This is a genomic window from Vibrio zhanjiangensis (assembly GCF_030161235.1).
GTDB classification, from domain to species: Bacteria; Pseudomonadota; Gammaproteobacteria; order Enterobacterales; family Vibrionaceae; genus Vibrio; species Vibrio zhanjiangensis.
Map to the genome: position 1 here is coordinate 22,001 of NZ_BSPW01000001.1, position 25,297 is coordinate 47,297.

Here is a 25,297-nt window from a genome sequence, read left to right on the forward strand (position 1 = left end):
CAGATGAATGTGCCGATTAAACCCCAAAGTCAGACCATGAGCTTCCGCTACGGCGACGAGCAGATTACGTTTGAGCGAGTTAAGCGTCCGCAAGCCACAGGCAAGGTATTAATCAAGGTTCATCCCGATTGTCGGGTCATCGCATCGGCTCCTGAAGGGGCTGCGAGCGAAGCCGTGTTATCTGCTGTTAAAAAGCGTGGGCGTTGGATATACGAACAGCTTCGAGATTTCCGCAAACAGCTTGAATTCACCACACCTCGGCAATACATCAGTGGTGAGAGCCATTACTACCTAGGGAAGCAGTACCTGCTGAAAGTGATTGAAGCGCCTGAGCAGGTTCAAGGCGTGAAACTGCTACGTGGCAAACTGGAAGTATCAGTACGAGCGAAGTCCACCGACAAGGTGAAAGAGCTACTGACTGACTGGTACAAAGCACGGGCCAAAGAAACCTTCGCCAAGCGCCTCGATGCGATGCTGGAACAAGCCCTTTGGGTAGAGGAACGACCACCTCTGCGCATACTGACCATGCAAACCCAATGGGGCAGTTGTTCACCCAATGGCCGCATCACCCTGAACCCACACCTGGTTAAAGCGCCTCGTGAGTGCATTGATTATGTGATTTTGCATGAGCTTTGCCACATCGCCGAACATAACCACAGCGAGCGGTTCTATCGGTTATTGGGTCAGGTAATGCCAAGGTGGGAAAATACGAAAGAGCGGTTGGATGGGATGGCTACTGTTATCGCAAATTGATTACTGAATTCATAGGAGCAAATAAATGCACGACTACGCAACAGCTAATCAGAAATCAAATCGGAAACTGACACCCTCAAAGCTTCAGATATCTGATAGATCTTGGTGAGGGTAATGTTCTGATCTCCTCGTTCAATGTGTCCCATATAACTACGGTCGATCCCTGCAAGATCAGCCAACGCTTCCTGAGATAAACCTTTCTCTTTTCTAGTTTTACGAACTTTTTCACCAAAAGCGACCAAGCGCGGATCTTTCATAATTGCTCTGCCTAAAAGACAGAACTATCACCAAATGTAGTCTATATCACCACGGGATATATCGCTCATTTTGCATTAATCTGATATTACGATTTCAATACACTTGGATAACAACATGAAGCTAAACACTTTGATTCACCGGCAAGGTGGCTTTTGCTTTTACTGTAGAAAGCCGCTTCTTGAGCGTGATGCATCTATTGAACACATCATTCCAAGCTCAATGGGGGATTACCAAGGATTTACCAACCAAGTTGCATGCTGCACACTCATGAATAGCATTCTGCAAGACTTACCACCAAAGCATAAAATAGAACTGCTTTTGAACTGGTGGGGACGGTCACCTTGTCCAAAGGATATGGCACTTTCCCTTAAAGAAATCGAGAAGCAGCGACAGAGCATACTAAATTCAAGTTTTAATGAGCCAATCTACGGCTATAAAGATGGTGGCTTAATAACAGCCGATGAAAATGTAATCTTGGAAGTACCGGAGGAACTTGATGAACTCCGTTTTAAAAAAGAATAACCGTTTGCCTAGATGCTTGAGTGGACTTTGTCAAATCAAGAGAAGATAACATAGTGTTGCATTACAAGGTTTACACCGCTGTTGTTCACTCTTTATCAGCAGGAATATTTAGCTTTTTCTCACCCTGTCGCCATATCGGGTAAGTTCAGGCTTTAAAGAACTAGATGTTTGCCAGTAAAGAGCAGATCAGAGCAAACATCATACTTATAGTTCTGCAAGAAAGTTTATTAACTAAGAAACCTGATGTCTATATAGTCACCATATAACCCGGTACGATAATCCGTGTCTATATAACCCGTACATCATCTCCTTCATAAGTGTGTTGATAATACTTGGCTCTTTCTGGAACAAAATGGTTAAAGTGTTTTTCCATGTCATGACGCACAGTGGGATCGGCATTTTCATTGATAGTCAAACTTGCGGAAGTGTGTTGGATAAATAACTGTAATATTCCGACAGAAAAAGACGCAATCTCTGGTAATTGTTGTTCTATTTCATCAGTGATGAGGTGAAATCCGCGTGCCCTTGCTTTGAGTTGAATGCTCTTTTGTCTCCACATGTTGCTTCCTCCAAAATCTATTTGGCAAATGACATCATTGTCGGTATGGTTAGGATTAGAAGTTATTACAGATTGGGTCGTTTAATTATCATCTAATGTGATTTGACTCAATAATGTGATTTTGTGACTGAGCCATAATGTCACTCTGAAAATTTATTACAAAGTTTTGTTCGCTTGTTTCGAGATGAGAACAGAACTATTTTTGCTTAATCGGGGCTGCTAGCAGTCGCAGCTTTCCACACTATCTTGACCAAAACAAGTAGAATTGTATCTACTCTAACATCGGGATCGTCACCATGTTGAAAAATATTAACCCAACGCAAACACCAGCCTGGAAAGCGCTTACGGAGCACTTTGAGTCGGCACAAGATATGAACCTAAAGGAGCTCTTTGCTCAAGACGAGAAGCGCTTTGAAAAGTTCTCTGCTCAATTTGGTTCTGACATTCTCGTTGATTATTCGAAAAACCTAATCAATGATGAAACCCTCAAGCATTTATTCTCTCTGGCCAGCCAGACGGAAGTGAACTCTGCTATTGACGCTATGTTTGGTGGCGATGCTATCAACCAAACAGAAGGCCGCGCTGTTTTGCATACGGCACTTCGCAATAGAAGCAATAAACCTGTTTTGGTTGATGGCGAAGATGTCATGCCTGCTGTCAATGCGGTGTTGGATAAAATGCACTCTTTCACTGAACGTGTAATTGGTGGTGAGTGGAAAGGGTACACAGGCAAAGCAATAACGGATATCGTCAACATTGGTATCGGTGGCTCAGATCTTGGCCCTTATATGGTGACAGAGGCGTTAGCACCGTATAAAAATCATCTAAATCTGCATTTTGTATCGAATGTCGATGGTACTCATATCGTTGAAACGTTAAAGCCATTAAATCCAGAGACAACCTTGTTTTTGATAGCTTCTAAGACGTTTACCACTCAAGAGACCATGACCAATGCTCACACTGCTCGAGATTGGTTCCTTCAATCTGCTCATGATAATGCCCACGTAGCTAAGCATTTTGCTGCATTGTCTACCAATGCAGAAGCTGTGTCTGAGTTTGGTATCGATACTGACAATATGTTTGAGTTTTGGGACTGGGTAGGCGGTCGTTATTCTTTGTGGTCTGCGATTGGCCTGTCGATTGCGCTTGCAATTGGCTTTGACAATTTTGTTGAGCTTCTCGAAGGGGCACATGAAATGGATAACCATTTTGCCTCGGCGGAACTCGAGAGTAACCTTCCAGTTATTCTTGCCCTAATTGGTTTGTGGTACAACAATTTTCATGGTGCTGAGTCGGAAGCTATACTGCCCTATGATCAGTATATGCATCGTTTCGCTGCCTACTTCCAGCAAGGCAATATGGAATCAAATGGTAAGTATGTTGATCGCGATGGCAAAGTAGTGACATACCAAACAGGGCCTATTATATGGGGCGAACCTGGTACTAACGGTCAGCATGCTTTTTACCAATTGATTCACCAAGGCACTAAGCTTATTCCTTGTGATTTTATTGCACCAGCAATCAGTCACAATCCAGCTGGTGATCATCATCAGAAACTGATGTCCAATTTCTTTGCTCAAACAGAGGCACTGGCATTTGGTAAAAGTGCATCCACAGTCAAGGAAGAGCTAGTTAAAAGTGGGATGACAGCGGAGCAGATAGAAGAGTTAGTTCCCTTTAAAGTATTTGAGGGTAATCGTCCAACCAACTCTATTTTGGTAAAGAAGATTACACCGCGTACCTTGGGAAATCTTATCGCAATGTATGAGCACAAAATCTTTGTTCAAGGCGTTATATGGAATATCTTTAGCTTTGACCAGTGGGGGGTTGAATTGGGCAAGCAGCTTGCTAACCAGATTTTACCAGAATTGGCTGATGGCTCTCAAGTGTCCACTCACGATGGTTCAACGAATGGATTGATTAACGCTTTCAAAGCCTTTAAAGCATAATAGAATATGAATGATGTGACGCCAGCTATTTAGCTGGCGTTTTTGTTCATTGGGATAAAATGTGCGCAAGTCGGTTAAACGGTGTGATCGATACTGCTCTGAGAGTCAGTATGTAGGGTGAACTTTTGTCCCAGCAGGGCAATTAATTGATCATAATATTGCATATTTGGCTTGTTACCGAGTAGCTTACACAGTTCGTTGCCTGTTGGGCTAAACCGGTAATACAGCAGACGAACTCCACTAGTATGGGCTTGAAGCGACAGCTCTTTCCCTTGGTAAAATAGCGGGAGGGGAGAATCCAAATCAATGACCCCTGATTCCAATTCTGTACCGTGCATTAGGCCGAGCTCAAATAACACCAGCAGACTTGAATAAGGTAGCTGAAAACTACCCACATTTATGTTGCCGGTAATATTACGTTTGCCAAAACTAAAAATTCCCCCTTGAGCACGAAAGCCTATTAAAAGCTTGCGGCTCGTATCTCCGCCAAAACTGCATGCGAGAGAAGCTGCTCTTTGTAACACTTGTGCTTCTTTTGGAGACATATCTTTGAGAGTCTTAAGTGCTTTCATCGAGGTAGAGCCTGGGTTGGTGACTTCTCGTTTTAGTACCTGTGCCCAAAGGCGTTGCATCGATGCATTGTGGACTTCCTGAGCCATAGTGAAAAAACGCTGTAGCCAGTCATGGTCTGGGTCTCCAGCGGTTTCATTTTTACATGACATGTGTGCAAGTTTAAGGATGTGCTCGAGATTCTTTTGCTGGAGTTCTTTTTGTCGTCGCTCACGCACAAGCGCTCGTTCTAACGCGGTTTTTTGTGGCGTCTCTTTTTGTAACAGAGCATCTAATCCGTGAGATTGGGCAATACTCAGGATACGACTGGCACTGTCTTTGATGTAGTTAGGTTTTTTCTCATGTTGCGATTCAGAAGTTGGCTCATGATCGAGCACCACGGGTTTTTGTTTCTCGGACATGGGAATACCTACGGCCAGTTGACCATAATAGAAACAGACATCCTTTAAATTTACCTCTTATCTGTCAGGGCTGCCAGAGAAACTCTGTGAGCAATCTTTGAAAATTGACGCTATGCCAAATGATAATAACTTGTTAAAATTGTTACATGTGCATGGAGGGCTTATGAAGCTTTTAAATGAGAACAAACTGAGAAAGAGCCTGTCAATCACCTTATTATTTTTTATTTATCTAGCAGTACTAGTTTATCTGTCTAGATATGTATAAGTAGAAAGAAATAATTGACAGGTTGTATTTTTGTTAAGACTTTCTAATCTCTAGTCGTCATCATATTCTTCGATACTCGTCCCTTCAAGCATATACCCAGTTTCGGCCAAGTCATGGCTCATGCTCACCGTTTTTAATCTACCGACCACATAAATAACGTCCCAAAGTTGCTGAATAGGAGCACCCTGTGGAAATTTTACATAGATGATTTGGTTGGGTGGTGGCGGTGGCACATGTATGCATGCCCCAAAGTATGGCACGAGCAAAAATTCAGTGACTGTGTTGGCATCACCTTCTAAAGGAATGACAAATCCTGGAATTTTCACCATGCTGCCACTGAGCTCTTGTCGCACTTTACCTTGCAAAGATTGTTTAGCCGCATTTCCTGAGTGGTTGGTTATGGGCATGCCTTGAGCGTTAAACTGGTTGCGCTCACTTTTGGGAATCAGATCTATCCAATCGAGTTGTAGAATATCACTCGTGTTTTCTTTCGTGTCTTTTTTGGTGTTCGTGCTGCTTGCTTGCTCTCCTTTGGCTGCTGATTCTTTTGGGGATGTTGTTATATTTTCCTGTGTAGCAGTTTTGACCGTATCTTGTTTAGCACTGACTAGGTTTGTTACTAATGAATTCGCTACAACAAGGAGTATGATTAATATTTTTTTCATGGTTACACTCTAATTGTCATTCCATCACTTAGGGATTGCTTGTATGCGTGAAAAGCGGGTATAAAGCCGATTGATGTCCCTGCCAGTTGCACGGCTGCAAGAAGCTTCCACTCATAATGAGATAAGGCGACCAGTTCAATATTAATGCCGTAATTTTGTTGAATGAGAGGTGCAGCGCTCGCGAGGAGTCCATACAAGACAACGACACCTGCCACCAGTCCAAACAAGGTTAGGCAACTTGCTTCTAAAACAAGTAGGGACAATATGTGTCTTGGCCTTGCACCCATTGCTCGCAAAATTGCCATCTCACGGCGGCGTTCCTGTAAACTGGTCAGTAAGCTCGAGAGCATGCCGAGCAATCCTGCAATAACGACGAAGACGGAAATGACCATTAATGCTTGCTCTGCAACTGACATCATTCCCCAAAGTTCATGCAGTGCGATACCAGGGAGGATGGCACTCAGAGGCTCTTTAGGATAGGTATTAATTTGACGTTGTAGTGAAAAAGCCTGAATTTTGGAATTTAGGCCAAGCAGCATAGCCGTGATCTGTTTGGGTTTAAATATCTGACTTTCTAGCTGATCGGCGCTAGGTGTGTTGCCAAGATGCGCTCCTGATTCCCAACCGACATGAATTGCTTCAATGGCCTCTAGCGAGACATGCACGGTTTTATCTACTGGCGTCCCAGTGGGATCAAGTATACCAACGACTTTAAATGGCAAGTTATCATGACGGCTAAAACCGACATCACTGACTCCATGGGCTATGATGATTTCTGTTCCGATTTTGTACCCCAGATCTCGGGCAACCTCTGAACCAATGACCGTTTCGAACAATCCATTAAATTCTTTCCCCTTGGAAATGGTTAACGGATGTTTTTTACCATAGCGGTAATGTTGGAAGTAGTCATGATTGGTGCCCATAACGCGAAACCCTTTGTGAGAATCGCCTAGAGAAATAGGGATCGCCCATTTTACCGCGCGGTGATGGCTAAACTCTTCGAAACTTTTCCAATCAATATTATTGGTGGCATTACCAATACGGAAGACAGAATATAGGAGTAGGTTGACTTGCCCTGAGCGACCACCAACAATCAAGTCGGTGCCCGAAATAGTGTTGGCGAAGCTATTTTTTGCTTGAGTGCGAACACGTTCAACGCCCAGCAGCAAAATGACAGAGATCGCGACTGTCATGATGGTTAATATGGCGGTGACTCTGCGATTTAGGACACTTTTCCACGCAAGCATAAATATTGGAGTCATAGCTTTGCTCCTGCTTGATTAATTTGGCTTAGATTGAGAGTTCGATCGAATACACTTTCTAAACTTGGATCGTGGCTTACAAATAACAAACTTGCTTGCGCTTGATTGACGTGTTCCAACAATAGTTCGATAAACGCGCTGCGATTATCGTAGTCCAGTGAGGAGGTCGGTTCGTCTGCAATAATTAACGCTGGTTTACCAATCAGTGCTCGTGCTGCTGCGACACGTTGTTGTTGACCAATACTTAGCTCAACCACGGGTTTGTGCATTAAATGTTTTGCTAGGTGCAGTTTTTCTAGTAATGCTTTTGCTTGCTCGATAGGTAGTGTGTCGAGCCTAGATTTTCGCAGCTCAGAAAACTGACACGGAAGAATGACGTTTTCAATCACACTAAGGTAGGGCAGCAAGTTAAATTGCTGGAAGATATAACCAATATGATCGGCGCGGAACTTATCTCGTTGACTGCCTGACATTTGTACTAGATCTTTTCCTAATACATGTAGCTTCCCAGTATCGATTGTGTGAATACCTGTGAGCAACCCTAGTAATGTCGATTTGCCACAGCCACTAGGACCTTTGATAAACAGGTGCTCGCCCTTTTTGATAGATAGATTATCGAGACACAATGTTGGCGCTTTATTATCTGGCCAAGTAAAAGAGACATGGTCCATTTCGACCACATAGTGATCAGTATTTTTTATCATAGCAGATGACCTAAATAAGAAGCCTGAAGAACAGAGTCTTCAGGCGAAAGCTGCTTTATAGTGAAATCTTAGTGTTATTCTCAGACAGCTCTGTAACGCTCTGAGCTTTGTCTGTCATTAAATTCACTCTGATAGATTGTGTTGCTGGGAAGTGATTGAACCACTGCGTATCAATCTCTGAGAGTGCACTTAGATTGCTACATTGGTAATGATATTCAATGGTGAATTCGCCGTGGCCAGCGTCAGCGTGATGAGCGTGGTCGTGATGATGTTTTTGGTGACTATCATTATGCTCATGGTGACAATCTTGACAATCTTGACAATCTTGACAATCTTGACCGTCTTGACCGTCTTGACCGTCTTGACCGTCTTGACCGTCTTGACCGTCTTGACCGTCTTGACCGTCTTGACCGTCTTGACCGTCTTGACCGTCTTGACCGTCTTGACCGTCTTGACCGTCTTGGCCGTCTTGACAGTTCTCGCTTTCATGTTCATCTGCGTCTAGAGTGTGAGTTACAGAATGGTGTATGATTTGACATCCCGCATTGGAAGTCAGAGCAAACAGAGAGGCTGCATTATCGAGATGAGCTAAGGTATTATCCAAAGCTTCTTGCTGTTGTTTATTTTGAGGAGCGTGCTCAAAGCCTAATACATCGGCGCCAGGAGCATTAATCTCTAGCAATAATTCCTGACCGTCTTGGGCAATATTTAACTCGACATGGCCGTGTACGTGAGCTTCATGTTGACGAAACTCTTCATTTGCCAGTGCTGCAGTACTTAGAGCAAAGCTAACAATGATGGCGATTTTCTTTATAGAGTACATTGTAAATCCTAATCAATGGTAATTTAAAATTGTTGCTGCGTTTTTCTCAGCAATTTGTTTTTCATTTAACTCATTTTATTAGGTCGACAGGGGGAGAGCGGGCGAGATAACTAAATACCACTTGTTGGAACAGGTGATAGATTGGGCTAACGCTAAAAATATCGCTCTGGGGCTCACTGATCAAGATAATCGGGGTGTGGCCAACAGCGTGTTGTAGAGATGTAAAAAGTTGGCAGTGATGTTGATGGTGTTTCGATACATCGAATTCATATTGATGGGCAATATAGGCCCAGCTCAACCATAATACGAGAATAATCGCAATAGCAATCATTGCATTAGGGTGTCGTATTTTTGAACGATTTGGATGAGTCATAGCGCTTAATTGGGCATCAACAGAACAACTGTTATGTTATAACAATCAAAATGAAAGCGCTATGTTTAAAATTGTGCTAAATATTTTCTTTGATTAGAGCTAAGACGTGTTCAATCTCATCTTGATCCAGAGCGCCTTCCTTGACAAACAGGACTCTGCCTTGTTTATCTTGGACCACAATTGCTGATGATTCTTCTTGTAAATCCCAAGCACTTGCGACCTTGCCATCTTCGTCTAAAACCATAGAAGACCATGGAAAATCCTTCTTACTCTCTTCTGCTGACGATTTTACAAAAGAACCCGTTCCCCAGATGGAATCATCCTGATTGATGATTGACGTTGTTTGGTAACTGTCTTGAGCAAACTTTGAGGCGGTAATAGCAGCCATAAGTGGTTGATTGAGGGCTTTTGCACTGCTTCGTCCGGCGATGGCTTGAATCACTCTCACTTTACCGAGCATATCTTGTGATGCCCATGCTTGGTATGTTATGTCATTCCCATTCACCATGATCTCGCCATAGTTTGAAACGTCAACGGCTGGCAGCATTTGATCAACTTTGATGTTATGTGCTGAAGCTGTTGAAGAGCATACCATTGCCAAGGCAATCAGCGTTTTTATTTTCATCTTATTCTTCCTTTCTTGCATGAGGACCAATTATATATTGAAAAATTTTCTCTGGCTGCGTCACTTACTGACATAGAGAATTTTGTCGGTGTAATTGTGATCCAATCGGTTATTGGTTGGCAAAGGGTTGGGGGAGAATACTCAGTAATAGTTAGGGGCTACTGAAAATGTGACTGGCACGAGAGCCAGTTTTTTACTGGCTCAATATGATGATCTGGTCGTGAAGTCTTATGAATTTGGCGGGAAACAGACACCAGTCCCATTGAGCCCACAATAGCCATTAGGGTTTTTCGCCAAATATTGCTGATGGTAAGTTTCAGCGTAGTAATATTCTCCAGCGATTTTGATTTCTGTGGTGATATCCGCGCTGTTTTGGCCAAGTAACTTTTGGTAGTCTTCTTTAGACGTCTCAGCTTGTTTTAGCTGTTGCTCACTATATGCATAAATAGCAGAACGATACTGTGTTCCCCGATCGTTACCTTGGCGCATTCCTTGCGTTGGGTTATGGCGTTCCCAGAATACTTGCAATAGGCTTTGAACAGAAATGACGCTTGGATCAAATACCACTCTAACAACTTCTGTATGTCCTGTCTTACCCGAGCAAACTTCTTCATAGGTTGGGTTTGGCGTATAGCCACCAGCGTAACCAACAGAGGTACTGATCACGCCTTCTAGCTGCCAAAACAAACGCTCAGCCCCCCAGAAACATCCCATTCCAAACAATATCTCTTGGCAATTTGCAGGTGGACTTGCTTTGATATTGGATTGATTAACGTAATGCTTTTCGTCAACCTTGAGGGGCTGAGTACGGCCGGGAAGCGCTTGCTCTGCAGTTATCTGGACTTGTTTGTCGAGCATAATTCATCTCCTTAAACGATATTCTTGGGAGTAGACCGCCTAATTGACTGTTTTCGTACAGACATCTTTTTTCAGTGGCGTTATTATTTCGTTACGACGTGTAGGCTACCAATAGACCATGATAAGAGCGATTTTTCCAGCAATTCTACTTTTAAGCAGTTTTTCTACTTTAGCGCAGGAAGTGGCGTTGTCTATCCGTGGACTTTCTGGAGAGTTGGAGCAAAATGTCGAGATATACCTAGAAGCCATTCCCCAAGAAGATTATAACACTGGGTTGCGTTTTCAATCTCGAGTAGAAAAGCGTTTAACTGAAGCGCTCAATGCCTTGGGCTATTATCACCCTAATTTTTCATTTGAAGTGGACGAAGATGATCAGCAGTTAATCGTCACAATCACACCTGGTGACCCAGTATTAATTGCACTGGTTGATATACAGCTCACAGGTGAGGCCCAAGATGATCAAGCGTTTACAAAGTTGGTTGATAAAAGCGGCCTAGAGCAGGGACAGGTATTAAATCACAGTCTGTATGATGGCCTGAAATCACGCATACGTAACCTCGCCTTACAGAAAGGATATTTTGATGGCGATTACACCTTAAGTCGATTGGAAGTGGCGCCTGATCTCAATCAGGCTTTTGTTCGACTTCATTTCGATAGTGGAATTCGCTATGTCTTTGGACAAACTTCTATCGCAGGGAGTCAAATCGATATAGCACGTGTTGAATCACTGTCACCCTACAAAGAGGGTGACCCCTATTTGGCATCTGCGGTGGGAGAATATAATCAGAACTTATCCAATACAGAATGGTTCTCTTCTGTTCTTGTTGAACCTGATCTTTCTCAATTGGGAGAAGGAAGAGAATTGCCAATGAAAGTCTCTTTGGCTCCACAAGCTAAGAATCAATTAGAAACCGGTCTTGGTTATTCTACCGATGTTGGCGTCAAAGGATCGCTCAAATGGAAAAAACCTTGGGTGAACAGTCACGGACATAGCTTCAACAGTAGCTTCTCGCTCTCTGGCCCAGAGCAAACGGTGACCGCAGGCTATAAAATTCCACTTGAAGATGCTCTCAATGAGTATTATCAACTCAAGTACGGTATGAAAAATCTCGACAATCGAGATACTCAAAGTTTGGAATCGAATTTAGCCTTGGAACGCCATTGGTTGCTCGATAATGGATGGCATAGAACCCTTTTTATTCGTTACCTATTGGAAAATTACGAGCAAGGTTTACAAGATGATTCTGGGCAATTTCTACTACCTGGTATGAGTTTTAGTCGTAGTAGAATCCGTGGTGGCGCAATGCCGAGCTGGGGGGATAAACAATCATTAATACTTGAATTTGGCGATGATCGAGCATTGTCAGAAACCAAGGTACTTCGCCTTCAAGGAGGGATGACTTGGATTCGTAGTGCAGGGAGAAATCATCGAGGGATTTTCCGCATAGATGGTGGTGCGAACCTCACTGAAGATTTTGACCGATTGTCACCATCATTACGTTTTTTTGCTGGTGGTGATAATAATTTGCGTGGTTACAACTATCAATCCATTTCACCGACAGACAGTAGCGGGGCCTTAACGGGCGCAAAATATATTGCGACCTCGTCACTTGAGTATCAATATCGAGTATATGGTAACTGGTGGGGAGCCGTTTTTTATGACTATGGTGATGCTTTTAACGATGAGCCTGATTTTAAAAGAGGTACAGGAGTCGGTGTGCGCTGGGCATCTCCTGTTGGACCGATAAGGTTAGATTTTGCTTGGGGGCTTGATGCCACTCCGGGTGATGAATTCAAAATTCATTTCACAATGGGCCCAGAGTTATGACCAAGTTTGTTGTAAGGTGGTCTAAGTGGCTTTCAGTTCTGGCCATGAGTTTGATACTGGTTGTTATTATTGGGTTATCTATTGTCCTATTTACCAATTCAGGGTTGAAACTGGTTGTTTGGGCTGCGGAAAAATCGCTTCCACAACTTAGGATTGACTCTTATTCTGGGGCTCTTTTTCCGCGTTTTACACTCAATAAAGTTGCCTTTAACGATCCAGCATTGAATTTGGATATTGACGCTCAGTCGATAACACTGGGTGTCGATATTTCATGTTTCATTGAGCCAAGCATTTGTGTGGATGACCTTAAGCTTGATGGAGTAAGGTTTTCTATGCCGGAGGTGCCATCATCTGATGACAGTCCAGCGGTCTCAGAGGATAGTGGTGATGCCAATATAGAATTACCGCTCCCGCTTCGAGTGAAACGTTTGGCTCTATCGGATGTGGATCTCAATATTCTTGGCTATCAATCGCAAATCGGTTCCTTTGTCTCTGAGCTGAGTTTTATAGGATCGCGTTTAAGCATAGAGAATACATCACTAACAAGCACTAAACTGACATTAGCTGAAGAAAAAGACACCGCACAAGCTTCAACGACTCCCGTGACCAACAGTAAACACGATATTGAATTGCCAGATATCGTATTGCCATTACAAATTGAATTGTCTCGACTCGATATTAACGATTTTACTTTGGTACAAGAAACACCAATTGTTGTCACTCATTTGGGGTTGGAGGCCCGAGCTGCAGGGTCTGAAATCAATATAAAGACTTTGCAACTTGATATGCCTCAATTGGAAGGGCAATTAAATGGCGCAGTCACCTTGGCAGAAGACTACCCAATTAGCTTGACTCTGGAAACCACAATCAAACAGCCTGTTGCCAAGGGACAAACCTTAAATCTTGTAGCATCGGGTAGTCTCTCAACGCTTTCCCTAGATGCAGAATTGGGTGGTCTAGCCAAAGGCAAAATAAAGGCGTTTATCCAGCCATTGACTTCGGACGTTCCTTTTGAGTTGTCGTTGAGTGATGGGAAAGCGCAATGGCCTTTGCTTGGACAAGGGGATTATTGGGTTCTTGTTGATAAGCTGAATGCTCAAGGCTCTTTGGATGGCTACAACATTGATTTCGCTTCCAGCCTTTCAGGTCAAGATATTCCAGATGCGCAATTGAACATTCTGGGTAGCGGTGACCAAAGCCAAGTGGTGTTGCAAACTCTGTCTTTGAAAACCTTGGGTGGAGAAGTGTCTGGTAAAGCGATGGCGAATTGGCAAACTCCGATCAACTGGTCTGCAGATCTCTTATTGCGAGATATTCAGCCGGGATTGCAGTGGCATGAGGCGGAAGGGCGCCTAAGTGGTCATCTGACGACCACTGGTGGATTGACCGAGCAAGGTGGCTGGCAGATTTCGCTCCCAGAGCTGGATATTGAGGGCATTGTTCGTGGCTATCCTATCAATCTTGATGGGCAGTTGTCGGCGTCTGACCAAGATGGTTCTGGCGATGTTAAGCTTCTCACCTCTGGGGTGGTATTGTCTCATGGACCAAACTACGTAAAAGCGAGCGGTGTTATTGAACAAAATGCGGATATGCAGGTAACCGTGTCATTTCCTGATATGTCGCTATCAGTGCCGAACTTACGTGGCAATCTACAAGGTGATATTGCACTAAAGGGTGACCTACATGAACCTAGAGTAAGCTTAGCGCTCAACGCTGGTGATGTTGGCTGGCAAAAAGACCTTACGGCTAAATCTATCGAACTGGTGGGAGAGTTATCACCTCTGGGCCAAATATCAGGCAATGCAAAGCTTTCGGTGCTTGGGGCGAACTATCAGAGTTATGCTATTGATCATGTTTGGCTAAAAACGGAAGGCAGCGAGCAGAAACATACACTTAGTTTGGATGTGAAGTCGAATGTCGCCTCAACTAAACTGACCTTACACGGGGCTTTGCAGCGAGCCCCAGAGTTAGCTTGGCAAGGGGTGTTGGACGATATGTTTATCCAGTCCAAACAAGGCATTTGGACACTAAAAAAAGCCACATCGATTGGATTTTCAGCGCAATCTCAACAGGTCTTTGTTGCCGCTCATTGTTGGGGACAAGCTGGTGCATCGATTTGTTTAGATAAGGATATGAATGCGGGTAAAAGTGGTAAAGCTCAGATTTCAGTCACAGATTTAGACTTTAAACAATTCAATGCTTTTGTGCCTGAAAAAACAGAACTCGTTGGCGATATTAATCTCTCTGCCATGGCGAATTGGGCCCCCGACTCCCCGCCTCAATTATCGCTTGATCTTAATATGACCCAAGGCAAAGTAATCGATCAAAATACCCATCCGATACATTTGGGATGGGAGAAGATTCAGCTAAATTCAGCCCTAGAAAACAATACGTTGTCAGCAAATTGGTTGATTGATTTGAGTGATAATGGAGAGTTTACGGGTAAAGCTAAAGTCAAGAACGTCGTCGATAAAAAGAAATCAATTCAGGGTGATATTCAACTGACCGAACTTAAATTGGACTTTCTTGAGCCGTTTTTGGGGGATTACAGTCAGTTTAAATCGACGCTGAATTCTAAATTGTCTTTCTCTGGCCCTATTATGAAACCTAAGATTCAGGGACAGTTTTTGCTTGATGAGCTCTTGCTTAAGGGGGACGTTAGCCCTATTGAGGTTGATTCGGGTAAGGTTGAAATCAATTTCTCTGGTTATGGTGCAAGTCTAACGGCTGCGATCAATACACCAGATGGTCAGTTGCAAGCCTCAGGTGATGCCGATTGGCGAGATCTTAAAAATTGGCAGACCAATATGCGAGTGTTTGCCGATGAGCTTATGGTAGATATACCGCCGATGGTTAAGGTGAAAGTCATTCCTGATATGACGATATCAGCATCTCCGAAACAAGCTCGTATCGACGGTACTATTTCTTTGCCTTGGGGGAAAGTCGTTGTGGAGGAGCTACCGCCCAGTGCGATCGGCGTGTCTAAAGATCAGGTGATCTTAAATGATCAGCTAGAGCCAGAGGATTCGCGTACTACTATTCCTTTTACCGTCGAAACCAACATCAACATAAGTATTGGTGATGACTTCAAGCTATCCGCTTTTGGGCTTGAGGGTGAGTTATCTGGCAACTTAAATATCTCACAGCGAGATAAAGGGCCATTTGTCACTGGTGAGGTGAATATTATCGATGGTTCTTATCGATCTTTTGGTCAAGACTTGTTGATTCAACAAGGAAAGATTTTGATGAATGGACCTGTTGATCAGCCATTTGTACAAATTACCGCAATACGTAACCCAGACAATACTCAGAATGGCTATACTGCTGGAATTAAGGTTATTGGTCCAGTCGACGAACCAAGTGTAACAATATTTTCTGAGCCCAGTTTACCGCAAGCGAATGCATTGTCTTATTTGTTGCGTGGTCGAGACATTGATGGAGAATCGGGAGGCAATACCGTGACCTCTACTTTAATTGGGCTTAGCTTAGCGAAAAGTGGTCACGTGGTCGGTGAAATAGGGGAAGCGTTTGGTGTCCAAGACTTGCAATTGGACACGGCTGGCTCGGGGGATGATTCTCAAGTCACCGTGAGTGGTTATGTGTTCCCAGGTCTTCAAGTAAGGTATGGTGTGGGTATTTTTGACTCAGTTGGAGAGTTTACGGTTCGTTATCGTTTAATGCAGGACCTTTATGTAGAGGCCGTTTCTGGGCTAGATAGTGCCGTCGATTTACTTTATCAGTTTGAATTCAACTAATTAAATAGTGAGATGCAGGATGCAACATTTAGTTTTTGTGTATGGAACCCTAAGACAAGGTGAAAGAAACCATAATTATTTATTAGGGAATCAGTGCTTAGGCCACTGTGAAACCTTACCTCACTATGCTTTATATGATCTTGGTTCATATCCAGCGGTAATCGAAGGTCATGATTCCATTTTGGGTGAAGTTTACCTTATTGATGATCAAACGCTCAGTCATCTTGATCAATTAGAAGATGTTCCGGTTGAATATCGCCGAGAGCAGATTGAGACACCCTTTGGCCAAGCGTGGATTTACTTGTATCAAAACAGCAGTAAGCTCGATACATTGATTTCCTCGGGAGACTGGTGCCAAAGGGTCTAATGGAATTAAAAAAGAGCCATAAGAGGCTCTTTTTTAATCATTATTTTTGTGCGCGTTGGTAAGACTCTAGAATTTCTTTTCTTGCTGACTCTACATCTTCCCAGCCGTCTACTTTTACCCACTTACCGGATTCAAGTTCCTTGTATCGCTCAAAAAAGTGCGTGATTTGTGCTTTTAGCAGCTCTGGGAGATCGTTTACGTCCTGAATATGGTCGTATTCTTTAGAGAGCTTAGTGTGGGGTACGGCAACGACTTTCGCATCTTCGCCAGACTCATCAGTCATTTTTAGTACGCCAACGGGTCGGCAGCGAATGACAGATCCTGGCATCAGAGGGTATGGCGTTGGAACCAAAACATCGACCGGATCGCCATCAAGGGATAAGGTGTGGTTTACATAGCCATAATTACATGGATAGAACATGGGCGCAGACATAAAGCGGTCAACAAACACAGCGCCGGATTCTTTGTCTACTTCATATTTTATCGGATCTGCATTAGCAGGGATTTCAATGACGACATAGAGATCATCAGGAAGAGATTTACCTGCTGGTACCTTGTTTAAGCTCATTTGGGAAGTTCCTTGTTTGTATTGACTTTTTACTGCGAAATGTCGCTTGAAATCTTAAATAGCCTTCGGGCTATATAAGATCGCAATACCTTACTGCCAAACTTGGTTTTTTGTAAACTAGATAAGGCGAGATTTGGCTCAAGAAAATGTCAAAAAGGCGCTATTTAGCGCCTCTTTATTTAGTCTTCTTGATAATACAGCAAAAACTCTTCGACTTTCTTGACCATATTTTTTGAGCCAACGAAGAAAGGTACGCGTTGGTGTAACTCAGTCGGTTTTAAATCCATGATACGATTTTTTCCATCTGAGGCAACACCACCAGCTTGCTCAATAATATAAGCCATCGGATTACACTCGTAGAGCAGACGTAGCTTACCATTGGGGTGGCTTTGAGTGCTTGGATAGAGGTAGATTCCGCCTTTTAAAAGGTTACGATGGAAATCGGCCACTAATGAGCCAATATAGCGCGAAGTATAAGGTCTGCTTTCGTTCGGCTCGTTTTCTTGACAATACTTGATGTATTTCTTGACGCCCATAGGAAAGCGAATGTAGTTACCTTCGTTGATTGAGTAGATGGTACCGTCTTCGGGAATCATCATATTTTCGTGTGAGAGGCAAAAGGTTCCTAAGGATGGATCGTAAGTAAAACCATTCACACCTTTGCCCGTGGTGTAAACCAACATAGTCGATGAGCCATAGATAACGTAGCCGGCTGCCACTTGTTTGTTCCCAGGCTGAAGGAAATCTTCTTGAGTAGGCGGCGTTCCAATAGGAGACACTCGTCGGTAGATTGAGAAGATAGTACCGACGGAGACATTAACATCAATATTGGATGACCCATCGAGAGGGTCCATTAACACGACATACTTAGCATTCTTATTTAGCTCTTTACTAAACGCTACCGCTTCATCTTCTTCTTCACTGGCGACACCACAGACTTGATCTCTGGCTTCTAAAGCGGCCTTGAACTTTTCATTGGCATAGACATCGAGTTTTTGTTGGGCTTCTCCTTGGATGTTTTCACTTCCAACGGCACCCGTAATATCACCAAGTCCAGCAGCATTAATTTCACGGTTAACAATTTTAGCTGCGAGGCGAATGGAAGAAAGTAGTGATGATAAATCACCGCTAGCGTGGGGGAAGTCCGCTTGTTTCTCGACAATAAATTCGCCAAGGGTGCGCATACCAGACATGTTTTTTCCTTTAAGTCGCTTTAATAGTAGGGTATTGGCATGGTGATCTCTAACGGATCACTACTCTGCCAGGCTCTATTCTAAAAGCTAATTCTTATTATTGGTAATGAAGTAACCGACGAAGATCTCGTTTTATTGAATAGGTAGAACGATTGTGAGATTTGTCCATACCTAGGTATCATGTTACTACCTCTACCTCTACCTCTACCTAAACAGAAATCGGTATTGTTCAACATTTCCCTTTCCTAGGGATGATTTAAGGAATCTACGGTCTCAAATGATGAGGTTTTTACTTTCAGTTGGAACTTAACTTTTTGACTGTTTTCAATTTGTAATTTTAGCGAATGTAAATTTATATAAAAAACATAACATATGTTTTAGGTTTTTTTTTAGCTTTTTTTTATTTGTAAAATAGGAACTCCCACCTGGTTATATTTTATTATTGATGCCGTTGTCTTTTACCGATTAAAACTTTAAATAACTTTCTCTTTGTGAAAGATAATATTCAAATATGTAATTAAATCCTTTTATAAGATTGAAGTGGGAAATTTTCTTTCATGTGTTGCCTTTTAAAATGATTAGGTTAAGCCATTCATTAGAAAAATAGGTTTGATAGATGGATTTATAAACAGTGTAAATTAATGGGTGTTTTTAATAGAGTGAAAAAATGAAAAGAATTTTTGACAATAAATTAAATATATTAAGCATTACTATTGGGGTAATTATCTCAATGAATGTACAAGCACAAAATACACCGGAATGGTCCATTTTGGATTCTGATAATGATGGTATTCCTAATTATATTGAATCTAATGGGTGTGATATTTCTATAGGTGGGGCTGATGGTACATTTGAGAGCCTTAGTGATGTAGCAAGGAGCGATGGTCATAATGGCGATGTTACTGGAGGTGGTTGGGAAAATAATGGAGGTTCAGCAGACAGTATTTTAGCTCCGTTTGATGGTAGAAATGGTGTGCTTCTAGATAAAGCATCGCCAGATGGGGGAGTGCTCGCTAGTGGATGGGTTAGAAGTGATGCTGTTGAAGGTTTTTCCACAGAATTAAGTGGGCTTGAGGTAGGTGCTGAAATTCGTATATCGGCATATCAAATTTTAATGACTGACTCTAGTCGACAAGGTGGGTGGAAAATAACGTTTGGTGACCAAACAGCAATTTCCCCTTTGACGACGTTTACCACAATGGAAGAGCAACAATGGGAGAAGTTTTCAATCACTTTTAAAGTAAAGAATGAGACAGAGAAGCTGAAGTTTGCTGTTTATTCCCCTAATGCAAGTAGCGCTAATACATATATGGGAATTGATGGAATAATTCTAGATAAACAAGGTGATGATTGCATATTAGATACTGATAACGACGGCGTACCAGATTACCTAGATCTTGACAGTGATAATGATGGTATTCCAGATGCTATCGAAGAGATCAACCTACCAGATCTGACAGGTAACGACTTAGACAGTGATGGTATTGATAACGCGATTGATGTGGATAGCACAGGAGGTACGGATACCAATGGAAATGGTGTGGACGACGCCTTTGAACCGATGAATTCAGATAATGATGGTACTCCCGATTATATTGATGTTGATAGCGACAATGACGGTATTCTTGATGCATTAGAGGAAGCTAATTTACCTGAGTTGACAGGCATAGATTCGGACTCTGACGGTATTGATGATGTGATTGATGTAGATCAAACAGCTGGCATGGATAATAACAGTAATGGTGTTGATGACTCTTTAGAAGTAACCGATACGGACATGGATGGGATACCTGACTACCGCGATGCAGATAGTGACAATGATGGATTCCCAGACTCACTTGAAGACAGCCATAGCCCTGAGTTATCGGGTATAGATTTGGATGCTGATGGCATCGATGATGAACTCGATGTTGACTATACCCAGGGTAATGATAGTAACGGCAATGGTGTGGATGACTCTCTGGAACCAACAGATAGCGATGGCGATGGTATAGCGGATTATGTTGACCTTGATAGTGACAACGATGGGATTCCTGATGTAAACGAAAATACAGGTAAATCTGCGATATCAGGACTAGATAGCGATAATGATGGAATTGACGATGCCATTGATGTAGACGTCACCTTGGGGAATGACTTCAATGGCGATGGTGTTGATGATGACATTTTCCCAATTGATACAGACAATGATGGCCGTCCTAACTACCTTGATCTAGATAGTGATAATGATTCTTTACCGGATTCTGAAGAATTGTTGGCGGCAGACAATAGTGGAAATTATAAATTTATTAATAGTCCGAATTCGCTAAATGGTATGCAGATAGCAGAGGTCGATGCGGGATCCTTTGGGCTAGCTTATTTGATGGTGTTATTTTTAGTAGGTTTAGGACGTAGAAAATGAACAAATGTATTCTTCTCACAATGTTAGCTGTGGCAAATATTATATCGATCGAGAAACTTCATGCTGAAGATATGAGCCAAAATTTTCTTTCTGATATCTATATTTTTGGCAAGGGGGCATATACCACCAGTGATTATAATAAATCGGATCTCGGGTCTTTCAATGGACAATACTTAGACATTACTGATACCGGATTCTCTTATGGGTTTGGTGTCGGCTATAACTTAACCGAAAATTGGCACGCTGAGGTTGGTTATCTCAATTTATATGATTCACAGATAGTTGCAGCAGTTCCGGCAGGAACATCAGTTGAAAATGTAGAAAGTATTGCTCCCATAGAATCTGGAGATGGTTTAACTCTACAGCTAGGATATCGATACTTTCTAAGTCCTGATTGGACATTGTCGGTGCGTGCTGGTGCGTTCTTTTGGGACGCTGACACTAATCATGAAGTTGTGGCAATTGAAAATAAAAGTGGTTCAGATAATAATACATCTTTGTATTATTCGGCAGGCTTGGAATATATCATTAATTCGAGTTGGTCGTTAGAAACTATGATTGATAGGGTAGAGTTTAAAGAGTCACCAGCAACCTTGTTTGGGTTAAAAGTCAATTATCGCTTCGGCAATTCGCAAAGAACGGTATATACGGTTGATGGATTAAGTGTTGCTGAGGAACCCCAAGAAGAAGTCGCAGTAAATGAGTCATCAGGTATATTCCGTCGTTGGGAGCACCACTCAGATTCTTTTGATACCAACAGTTTTGAGCTTAAAACTGATAACCTACCATGGTTCATAGAGTTAGTTGAAGTGATGGAGGCATATCCACAAGCGAAGGTCGAAATTGTTGGGCATACTGACGATTCGGGAGCTTCTGACTATAACTTAGGTCTATCAGAAAAACGAGCTCAAGCTGTGGAAAAAAAGCTGTTGGAGGTAGGTATCAACTCTGAACGAATTATCGCCTATGGTGTGGGAGAAAGTGCCCCTAAATATCCAAATAGCACAATTGAAGGCCGTAAGAAAAACCGCAGAGTAGAGATCATGATTCCTAAATTTGAGTACGCTGTGGAATAAAAAGATAGAGGGTAGAGAGCTCAAATATGGAAACTTGATGATCCTATCTATCCATAGTAGGAGCTGCAGCGGTCTTTCTATTAATGTTTCGCAGATTTACAGCTTCTTTCTTTTTTAATGAACCTCAGTCTTTGATGGCTGGGTTCTTTGAGTTTTTTAATCCAAATTAAACAATTGCAGCGACGCAAGCTTAGCGTTTATATCCTTCAGAAAGGTTTATCGGTTGATATTTGTGTGCTTTCAACCAAAACCTAACTTAAGATGCTCGCATTTATGCGTATAATCACCATAATATCGAGTCAGCTTTAACCTGAGGAGACGGTTTTAGATGCATATTCATATCTTGGGTATCTGTGGCACATTTATGGGCGGGGCCGCTGTGTTGGCACGTCAGCTAGGCCATAAAGTGACGGGCAGTGATACCAATGTTTATCCTCCGATGAGCACCCTACTTGAGTCTCAAGGTATTGACATCATTGAAGGATTTGATCCTTCTCAGCTTGATCCTGCGCCTGATTTGGTCGTGATTGGCAATGCAATGAGCCGTGGTAACCCTTGCGTTGAACATGTACTTAACACCAATATGCGTTACACATCAGGCCCACAGTGGCTACAGGAGTTTCTTCTGCATGACCGCTGGGTGCTTGCGGTTTCTGGGACTCATGGCAAAACCACCACATCGAGTATGTTGGCTTGGATTCTTGAAGAGTGTGGCTACCAACCGGGCTTTTTAGTCGGAGGTGTACTGGGTAATTTTGGGGTTTCTGCTCGCTTGGGCGAAAGTATGTTTTTTGTCGTTGAAGCCGATGAATATGATAGCGCTTTTTTCGATAAACGTTCAAAGTTTGTCCACTATCACCCTAGAACTTTGATCATCAATAACCTTGAGTTCGATCATGCCGACATTTTCGATGATCTTGAAGCGATTAAACGTCAATTCCATCATTTAGTTAGAACGGTCCCCAGTAATGGGCGTATTCTTGTGACGGAAAATGTTGAGATTGATGATGTGCTCGAACGAGGGTGTTGGAGTGAGAAAGAAGTGACGGGTCAACAAGGTGATTGGCGAGCCGAGAAGCTCGTCATTGATGGCTCTCAATTTAAAGTGTTTTTTAATGGTGTGGAATCGGGAATCGTAAAATGGGATCTTGTGGGTGACCACAATATTGATAACGCCCTTATGGCGATTGCAGCCGCTCGCCATGTCGGAGTGGTGCCTGAATTGGCCTGCCATGCTTTGGCTAAATTTGTCAATACTCGTCGTAGGCTAGAGTTTAAAGGTGAAGTGAATCAGGTTTGTCTCTATGACGATTTTGCTCATCATCCTACCGCCATTGAGCTGACTCTTAATGGATTACGTAATAAGGTTGGCAGTAAGCGAATTTTTGCAGTACTTGAGCCACGTAGTGCGACGATGAAAAAAGGCGTGCACAAAGACACCTTGGCTAAGTCACTTCATCATGCTGATGCTGTTTTTCTCTATCAGCCAGACAATATTGATTGGTCCGTTGGTGACATCGCCATGCAATGTAAGCAGCCTGCGTATAGCGCAAATTGCGTTGACACTTTAGTTGAAATGGTACGCGAGCAAGTTAAGCCGGGCGATCAAATTTTGGTGATGAGTAATGGTGGATTTGATGGTATACAAGATAAGCTTCTTGCAAAACTTGCCGAATAAGCGAATAGAGTCGTATGAGTAAAACAAACAACAAAGCAATCACACTCGCTTTCACAGGGGCTTCAGGAGCGCCATACGGCCTGAAATTGCTAGAGTGTTTATTGGCCGCCAATTATCAGGTGCATTTGCTGATTTCTTCAGCCGCAAGAGTTGTGCTTGCCACCGAGCATGACATGAAGTTGCCCGCAAATCCTCAAACGGCTCAGCAGATATTGGTGGAGCATCTTGGTTGCGACGCTGAGCTGTTACATGTGTATGGGAAAGACGATTGGTTCTCTCCGGTTGCGTCAGGATCGGCCGCTCCTAAGCAGATGGTCATATGCCCATGCTCTGCAGGTAGCCTTGCTGCGATTGCTCACGGTATTTCCGACAACCTTATCGAGAGAGCGGCTGATGTTGTGATAAAAGAGCGTGGTCAACTGGTGTTGGTTGTGCGGGAAACTCCTTTCTCGACTTTGCATCTAGAAAACATGTTAAAGCTTTCACAAGTGGGTGTAACGATTATGCCCGCGGCTCCGGGTTTTTATCATCAGCCCACATCAATTGACGATCTCGTTAATTTTATGGTGGCTAGGATTTTGGACCATTTGGGAATAGAGCAAAAAATAGTCCCGCGCTGGGGATACGACTCCAGAGCAACGGATGCTAGATAATTCATAAAATAACAATTACAATTCGGTCAACACTCAACGGGGAGCTGACTGTCACGGCACATGACAGGGCTGAGATTAGGCGTTGCCTAGGACCCGTATTACCTGAACCAGATAATACTGGCGTAGGAATTGGGTCAAAACATTTACAATGAATGTTCGCTCAAGCCTGTGCCGCTCAATCAAGGAGAGCGAGCAGTGAAAACCTTTTATAGCTCGATAGCTATAGCATTATTCACTTCTTTTTCTGCGTTAGCCGCAGAGAATACATTAACTGTCTACACGTATGATTCCTTTGCTGCTGACTGGGGACCTGGTCCGAAGATAAAGCAGGCATTTGAAGACAAATGTCACTGCAACTTGAACTTTGTTGCTTTGGATGATGGAGTGTCGATTCTTAATCGTCTGCGTTTGGAAGGTGAACATACCAAAGCAGATGTGGTCCTTGGTCTTGATCAAAATCTCATGCCTGAAGCAAAGAAAACCGGTTTGCTGACCGAGCATCGGGTCAACACTCAAGCAATTAACTTGCCTAATGGCTGGACGGATAATGTATTTATCCCCTTTGACTTTGGTTATTTTGCTTTTGTTTATGACAAAGAAAAACTCGCAAAACCGCCTCAGAGTCTTAAGGAATTGGTTGAATCTCGTCATGATCTAAAAGTGATCTACCAAGACCCGCGTACCTCGACTCCTGGACAAGGGTTAATGCTGTGGATGAAATCGGTTTATGGTGATGCTGTCTCACCGGCATGGCAGCAGCTTGCCAAAAAAACGGTTACTGTGACTAAAGGTTGGTCTGAGGCGTATTCGATGTTTCTTGATGGTGAAGCGGATATGGTGCTTTCGTACACGACATCGCCCGCTTACCATTTGATTGCTGAAAATGATTCAAGATACGCTGCTGCCGATTTTAGTGAAGGGCACTATACCCAAATTGAAGTAGCGGCCAAGGTCAAGTCCTCAACCAATACCGAGCTTGCGGATGAATTCATGTCATTTATTTTAAGTGATGACTTTCAATCTCTTATGCCAACTGGCAATTGGATGTATCCTGTGACTGACGTGACACTACCCAAAGGTTTTGCAACGCTCACCGTACCTCAAAAAGCGTTGAGTATAAATGAAAACGATGTGTCTCAAAGCCGTAAAACATGGATTCGAGAGTGGCAAAGCGCGTTAACTTTCTAAGGA

Annotated in this window: 21 protein-coding genes, 2 pseudogenes and 1 riboswitch; of the genes and pseudogenes, 11 read left to right on the forward strand and 12 right to left on the reverse strand. The window is 42.9% G+C overall.

The genetic code is table 11. The annotated features are described in order from the left end of the window. Nucleotides 1-3 precede the first annotated feature (3 nt). Nucleotides 4-753, forward strand: coding sequence for a M48 family metallopeptidase (locus QQK21_RS00105; protein WP_032475768.1), 750 nt, complete (start codon nucleotides 4-6; stop codon nucleotides 751-753). Between the two features lie 44 nt (nucleotides 754-797). On the opposite strand, the gene QQK21_RS00110 is transcribed toward QQK21_RS00105, so the two are convergent. Continuing rightward, the gene (locus tag QQK21_RS00110; protein WP_032475767.1) at nucleotides 798-1,010 is read right to left on the reverse strand and encodes a helix-turn-helix domain-containing protein; all 213 of its coding nucleotides are present in this window, start codon (nucleotides 1,008-1,010) and stop codon (nucleotides 798-800) included. 115 nt (nucleotides 1,011-1,125) lie between these two features. Between QQK21_RS00110 and QQK21_RS00115 the strand changes: the two genes are divergently transcribed. Further along, complete coding sequence (locus tag QQK21_RS00115) at nucleotides 1,126-1,533, forward strand: HNH endonuclease (RefSeq protein ID WP_000774098.1); 408 nt, start codon at nucleotides 1,126-1,128, stop codon at nucleotides 1,531-1,533. Between the two features lie 301 nt (nucleotides 1,534-1,834). Here the strand turns inward: QQK21_RS00115 and QQK21_RS00120 are convergent. Next, nucleotides 1,835-2,092, reverse strand: a pseudogene (locus tag QQK21_RS00120) (secondary thiamine-phosphate synthase enzyme YjbQ); the annotation flags it as partial. Nucleotides 2,093-2,388: 296 nt separating this feature from the next. Between QQK21_RS00120 and pgi the strand changes: the two are divergent. After that, nucleotides 2,389-4,041, forward strand: coding sequence for a glucose-6-phosphate isomerase (gene pgi, locus QQK21_RS00125; protein WP_284190182.1), 1,653 nt, complete (start codon nucleotides 2,389-2,391; stop codon nucleotides 4,039-4,041). Between the two features lie 74 nt (nucleotides 4,042-4,115). On the opposite strand, the gene QQK21_RS00130 is transcribed toward pgi, so the two are convergent. From QQK21_RS00130 to msrA, 8 genes and pseudogenes are all read right to left on the reverse strand, one after another. Beyond that, on the reverse strand, nucleotides 4,116-5,012 hold the full coding sequence (locus tag QQK21_RS00130; RefSeq protein ID WP_284190183.1) for a TIGR03899 family protein: 897 nt from the start codon (nucleotides 5,010-5,012) through the stop codon (nucleotides 4,116-4,118). 315 nt (nucleotides 5,013-5,327) lie between these two features. Continuing rightward, a pseudogene (locus QQK21_RS00135) lies at nucleotides 5,328-5,753 on the reverse strand (DUF3299 domain-containing protein); the annotation flags it as partial. A 191-nt stretch (nucleotides 5,754-5,944) separates the two neighbouring features. Continuing rightward, a complete protein-coding gene (locus QQK21_RS00140; RefSeq protein ID WP_284190184.1) occupies nucleotides 5,945-7,204 on the reverse strand; it encodes an ABC transporter permease in 1,260 nt (419 codons plus the stop codon). Beyond that, nucleotides 7,201-7,908, reverse strand: a complete 708-nt coding sequence (locus QQK21_RS00145; protein ID WP_284190185.1) for an ABC transporter ATP-binding protein — start codon at nucleotides 7,906-7,908, stop codon at nucleotides 7,201-7,203. Before QQK21_RS00145 ends, QQK21_RS00140 begins: the two co-directional genes overlap by 4 nt. Nucleotides 7,909-7,963: 55 nt before the next feature. Next, on the reverse strand, nucleotides 7,964-8,731 hold the full coding sequence (gene zrgA / locus QQK21_RS00150; protein WP_284190186.1) for a zinc uptake protein ZrgA: 768 nt from the start codon (nucleotides 8,729-8,731) through the stop codon (nucleotides 7,964-7,966). Nucleotides 8,732-8,801: 70 nt separating this feature from the next. After that, nucleotides 8,802-9,104, reverse strand: coding sequence for a DUF2607 family protein (locus QQK21_RS00155; protein ID WP_284190187.1), 303 nt, complete (start codon nucleotides 9,102-9,104; stop codon nucleotides 8,802-8,804). A 76-nt stretch (nucleotides 9,105-9,180) separates the two neighbouring features. Further along, nucleotides 9,181-9,729 (reverse strand): YtfJ family protein, encoded by a 549-nt coding sequence (locus QQK21_RS00160; protein WP_284190188.1) that lies wholly within the window; start codon nucleotides 9,727-9,729, stop codon nucleotides 9,181-9,183. A 228-nt stretch (nucleotides 9,730-9,957) separates the two neighbouring features. Further along, entirely contained in the window at nucleotides 9,958-10,587 is a 630-nt protein-coding gene (gene msrA / locus QQK21_RS00165; RefSeq protein WP_284190189.1) for a peptide-methionine (S)-S-oxide reductase MsrA, read from the reverse strand. Between the two features lie 118 nt (nucleotides 10,588-10,705). Here msrA and tamA point away from each other — a divergent pair, with 118 nt between their 5' ends. The 3 genes from tamA to QQK21_RS00180 are packed head-to-tail and all read left to right on the forward strand — an operon-like array spanning nucleotide 10,706 to nucleotide 16,537. Further along, on the forward strand, nucleotides 10,706-12,415 hold the full coding sequence (gene tamA / locus QQK21_RS00170; RefSeq protein ID WP_284190190.1) for an autotransporter assembly complex protein TamA: 1,710 nt from the start codon (nucleotides 10,706-10,708) through the stop codon (nucleotides 12,413-12,415). Then, nucleotides 12,412-16,170, forward strand: a complete 3,759-nt coding sequence (tamB, locus tag QQK21_RS00175) for an autotransporter assembly complex protein TamB (protein WP_284190191.1) — start codon at nucleotides 12,412-12,414, stop codon at nucleotides 16,168-16,170. Before tamA ends, tamB begins: the two co-directional genes overlap by 4 nt. Nucleotides 16,171-16,189: 19 nt before the next feature. Further along, the gene (locus tag QQK21_RS00180) at nucleotides 16,190-16,537 is read left to right on the forward strand and encodes a gamma-glutamylcyclotransferase family protein (protein WP_284190192.1); all 348 of its coding nucleotides are present in this window, start codon (nucleotides 16,190-16,192) and stop codon (nucleotides 16,535-16,537) included. A 40-nt stretch (nucleotides 16,538-16,577) separates the two neighbouring features. On the opposite strand, the gene ppa is transcribed toward QQK21_RS00180, so the two are convergent. Next, nucleotides 16,578-17,105, reverse strand: coding sequence for an inorganic diphosphatase (gene ppa / locus QQK21_RS00185; protein WP_284190193.1), 528 nt, complete (start codon nucleotides 17,103-17,105; stop codon nucleotides 16,578-16,580). 179 nt (nucleotides 17,106-17,284) lie between these two features. Further along, nucleotides 17,285-18,298: a class 1 fructose-bisphosphatase gene (gene fbp, locus QQK21_RS00190; protein WP_284190194.1), complete on the reverse strand. Its 1,014-nt coding sequence runs from the start codon at nucleotides 18,296-18,298 to the stop codon at nucleotides 17,285-17,287. A 667-nt stretch (nucleotides 18,299-18,965) separates the two neighbouring features. Between fbp and QQK21_RS00195 the strand changes: the two genes are divergently transcribed. The 5 genes from QQK21_RS00195 to thiB all read left to right on the forward strand — a co-directional run bounded on the left by QQK21_RS00195 (nucleotide 18,966) and on the right by thiB (nucleotide 25,294). Continuing rightward, the gene (locus QQK21_RS00195; protein WP_284190195.1) at nucleotides 18,966-20,699 is read left to right on the forward strand and encodes a hypothetical protein; all 1,734 of its coding nucleotides are present in this window, start codon (nucleotides 18,966-18,968) and stop codon (nucleotides 20,697-20,699) included. Further along, complete coding sequence (locus tag QQK21_RS00200; protein ID WP_284190196.1) at nucleotides 20,696-21,775, forward strand: OmpA family protein; 1,080 nt, start codon at nucleotides 20,696-20,698, stop codon at nucleotides 21,773-21,775. Before QQK21_RS00195 ends, QQK21_RS00200 begins: the two co-directional genes overlap by 4 nt. Before the next feature lie 328 nt (nucleotides 21,776-22,103). Then, complete coding sequence (mpl, locus tag QQK21_RS00205; RefSeq protein WP_284190197.1) at nucleotides 22,104-23,453, forward strand: UDP-N-acetylmuramate:L-alanyl-gamma-D-glutamyl-meso-diaminopimelate ligase; 1,350 nt, start codon at nucleotides 22,104-22,106, stop codon at nucleotides 23,451-23,453. A 14-nt stretch (nucleotides 23,454-23,467) separates the two neighbouring features. Continuing rightward, complete coding sequence (locus QQK21_RS00210; protein WP_284190198.1) at nucleotides 23,468-24,106, forward strand: flavin prenyltransferase UbiX; 639 nt, start codon at nucleotides 23,468-23,470, stop codon at nucleotides 24,104-24,106. Nucleotides 24,107-24,133: 27 nt separating this feature from the next. Continuing rightward, nucleotides 24,134-24,252, forward strand: a riboswitch (TPP riboswitch). Between the two features lie 49 nt (nucleotides 24,253-24,301). Then, nucleotides 24,302-25,294, forward strand: a complete 993-nt coding sequence (gene thiB, locus QQK21_RS00215; protein WP_284190199.1) for a thiamine ABC transporter substrate binding subunit — start codon at nucleotides 24,302-24,304, stop codon at nucleotides 25,292-25,294. Nucleotides 25,295-25,297: the final 3 nt, after the last annotated feature.

Coding starts and splice junctions, on each gene's coding strand:
- QQK21_RS00105 (WP_032475768.1), top strand. CDS start 4: ATGAATGTGCCGATTAAACCCCAAAGTCAGACCATGAGCTTCCGCTAC.
- QQK21_RS00110 (WP_032475767.1), bottom strand. CDS start 1,010: ATGAAAGATCCGCGCTTGGTCGCTTTTGGTGAAAAAGTTCGTAAAACT.
- QQK21_RS00115 (WP_000774098.1), top strand. CDS start 1,126: ATGAAGCTAAACACTTTGATTCACCGGCAAGGTGGCTTTTGCTTTTAC.
- pgi (WP_284190182.1), top strand. CDS start 2,389: ATGTTGAAAAATATTAACCCAACGCAAACACCAGCCTGGAAAGCGCTT.
- QQK21_RS00130 (WP_284190183.1), bottom strand. CDS start 5,012: ATGTCCGAGAAACAAAAACCCGTGGTGCTCGATCATGAGCCAACTTCT.
- QQK21_RS00140 (WP_284190184.1), bottom strand. CDS start 7,204: ATGACTCCAATATTTATGCTTGCGTGGAAAAGTGTCCTAAATCGCAGA.
- QQK21_RS00145 (WP_284190185.1), bottom strand. CDS start 7,908: ATGATAAAAAATACTGATCACTATGTGGTCGAAATGGACCATGTCTCT.
- zrgA (WP_284190186.1), bottom strand. CDS start 8,731: ATGTACTCTATAAAGAAAATCGCCATCATTGTTAGCTTTGCTCTAAGT.
- QQK21_RS00155 (WP_284190187.1), bottom strand. CDS start 9,104: ATGACTCATCCAAATCGTTCAAAAATACGACACCCTAATGCAATGATT.
- QQK21_RS00160 (WP_284190188.1), bottom strand. CDS start 9,729: ATGAAAATAAAAACGCTGATTGCCTTGGCAATGGTATGCTCTTCAACA.
- msrA (WP_284190189.1), bottom strand. CDS start 10,587: ATGCTCGACAAACAAGTCCAGATAACTGCAGAGCAAGCGCTTCCCGGC.
- tamA (WP_284190190.1), top strand. CDS start 10,706: ATGATAAGAGCGATTTTTCCAGCAATTCTACTTTTAAGCAGTTTTTCT.
- tamB (WP_284190191.1), top strand. CDS start 12,412: ATGACCAAGTTTGTTGTAAGGTGGTCTAAGTGGCTTTCAGTTCTGGCC.
- QQK21_RS00180 (WP_284190192.1), top strand. CDS start 16,190: ATGCAACATTTAGTTTTTGTGTATGGAACCCTAAGACAAGGTGAAAGA.
- ppa (WP_284190193.1), bottom strand. CDS start 17,105: ATGAGCTTAAACAAGGTACCAGCAGGTAAATCTCTTCCTGATGATCTC.
- fbp (WP_284190194.1), bottom strand. CDS start 18,298: ATGTCTGGTATGCGCACCCTTGGCGAATTTATTGTCGAGAAACAAGCG.
- QQK21_RS00195 (WP_284190195.1), top strand. CDS start 18,966: ATGAAAAGAATTTTTGACAATAAATTAAATATATTAAGCATTACTATT.
- QQK21_RS00200 (WP_284190196.1), top strand. CDS start 20,696: ATGAACAAATGTATTCTTCTCACAATGTTAGCTGTGGCAAATATTATA.
- mpl (WP_284190197.1), top strand. CDS start 22,104: ATGCATATTCATATCTTGGGTATCTGTGGCACATTTATGGGCGGGGCC.
- QQK21_RS00210 (WP_284190198.1), top strand. CDS start 23,468: ATGAGTAAAACAAACAACAAAGCAATCACACTCGCTTTCACAGGGGCT.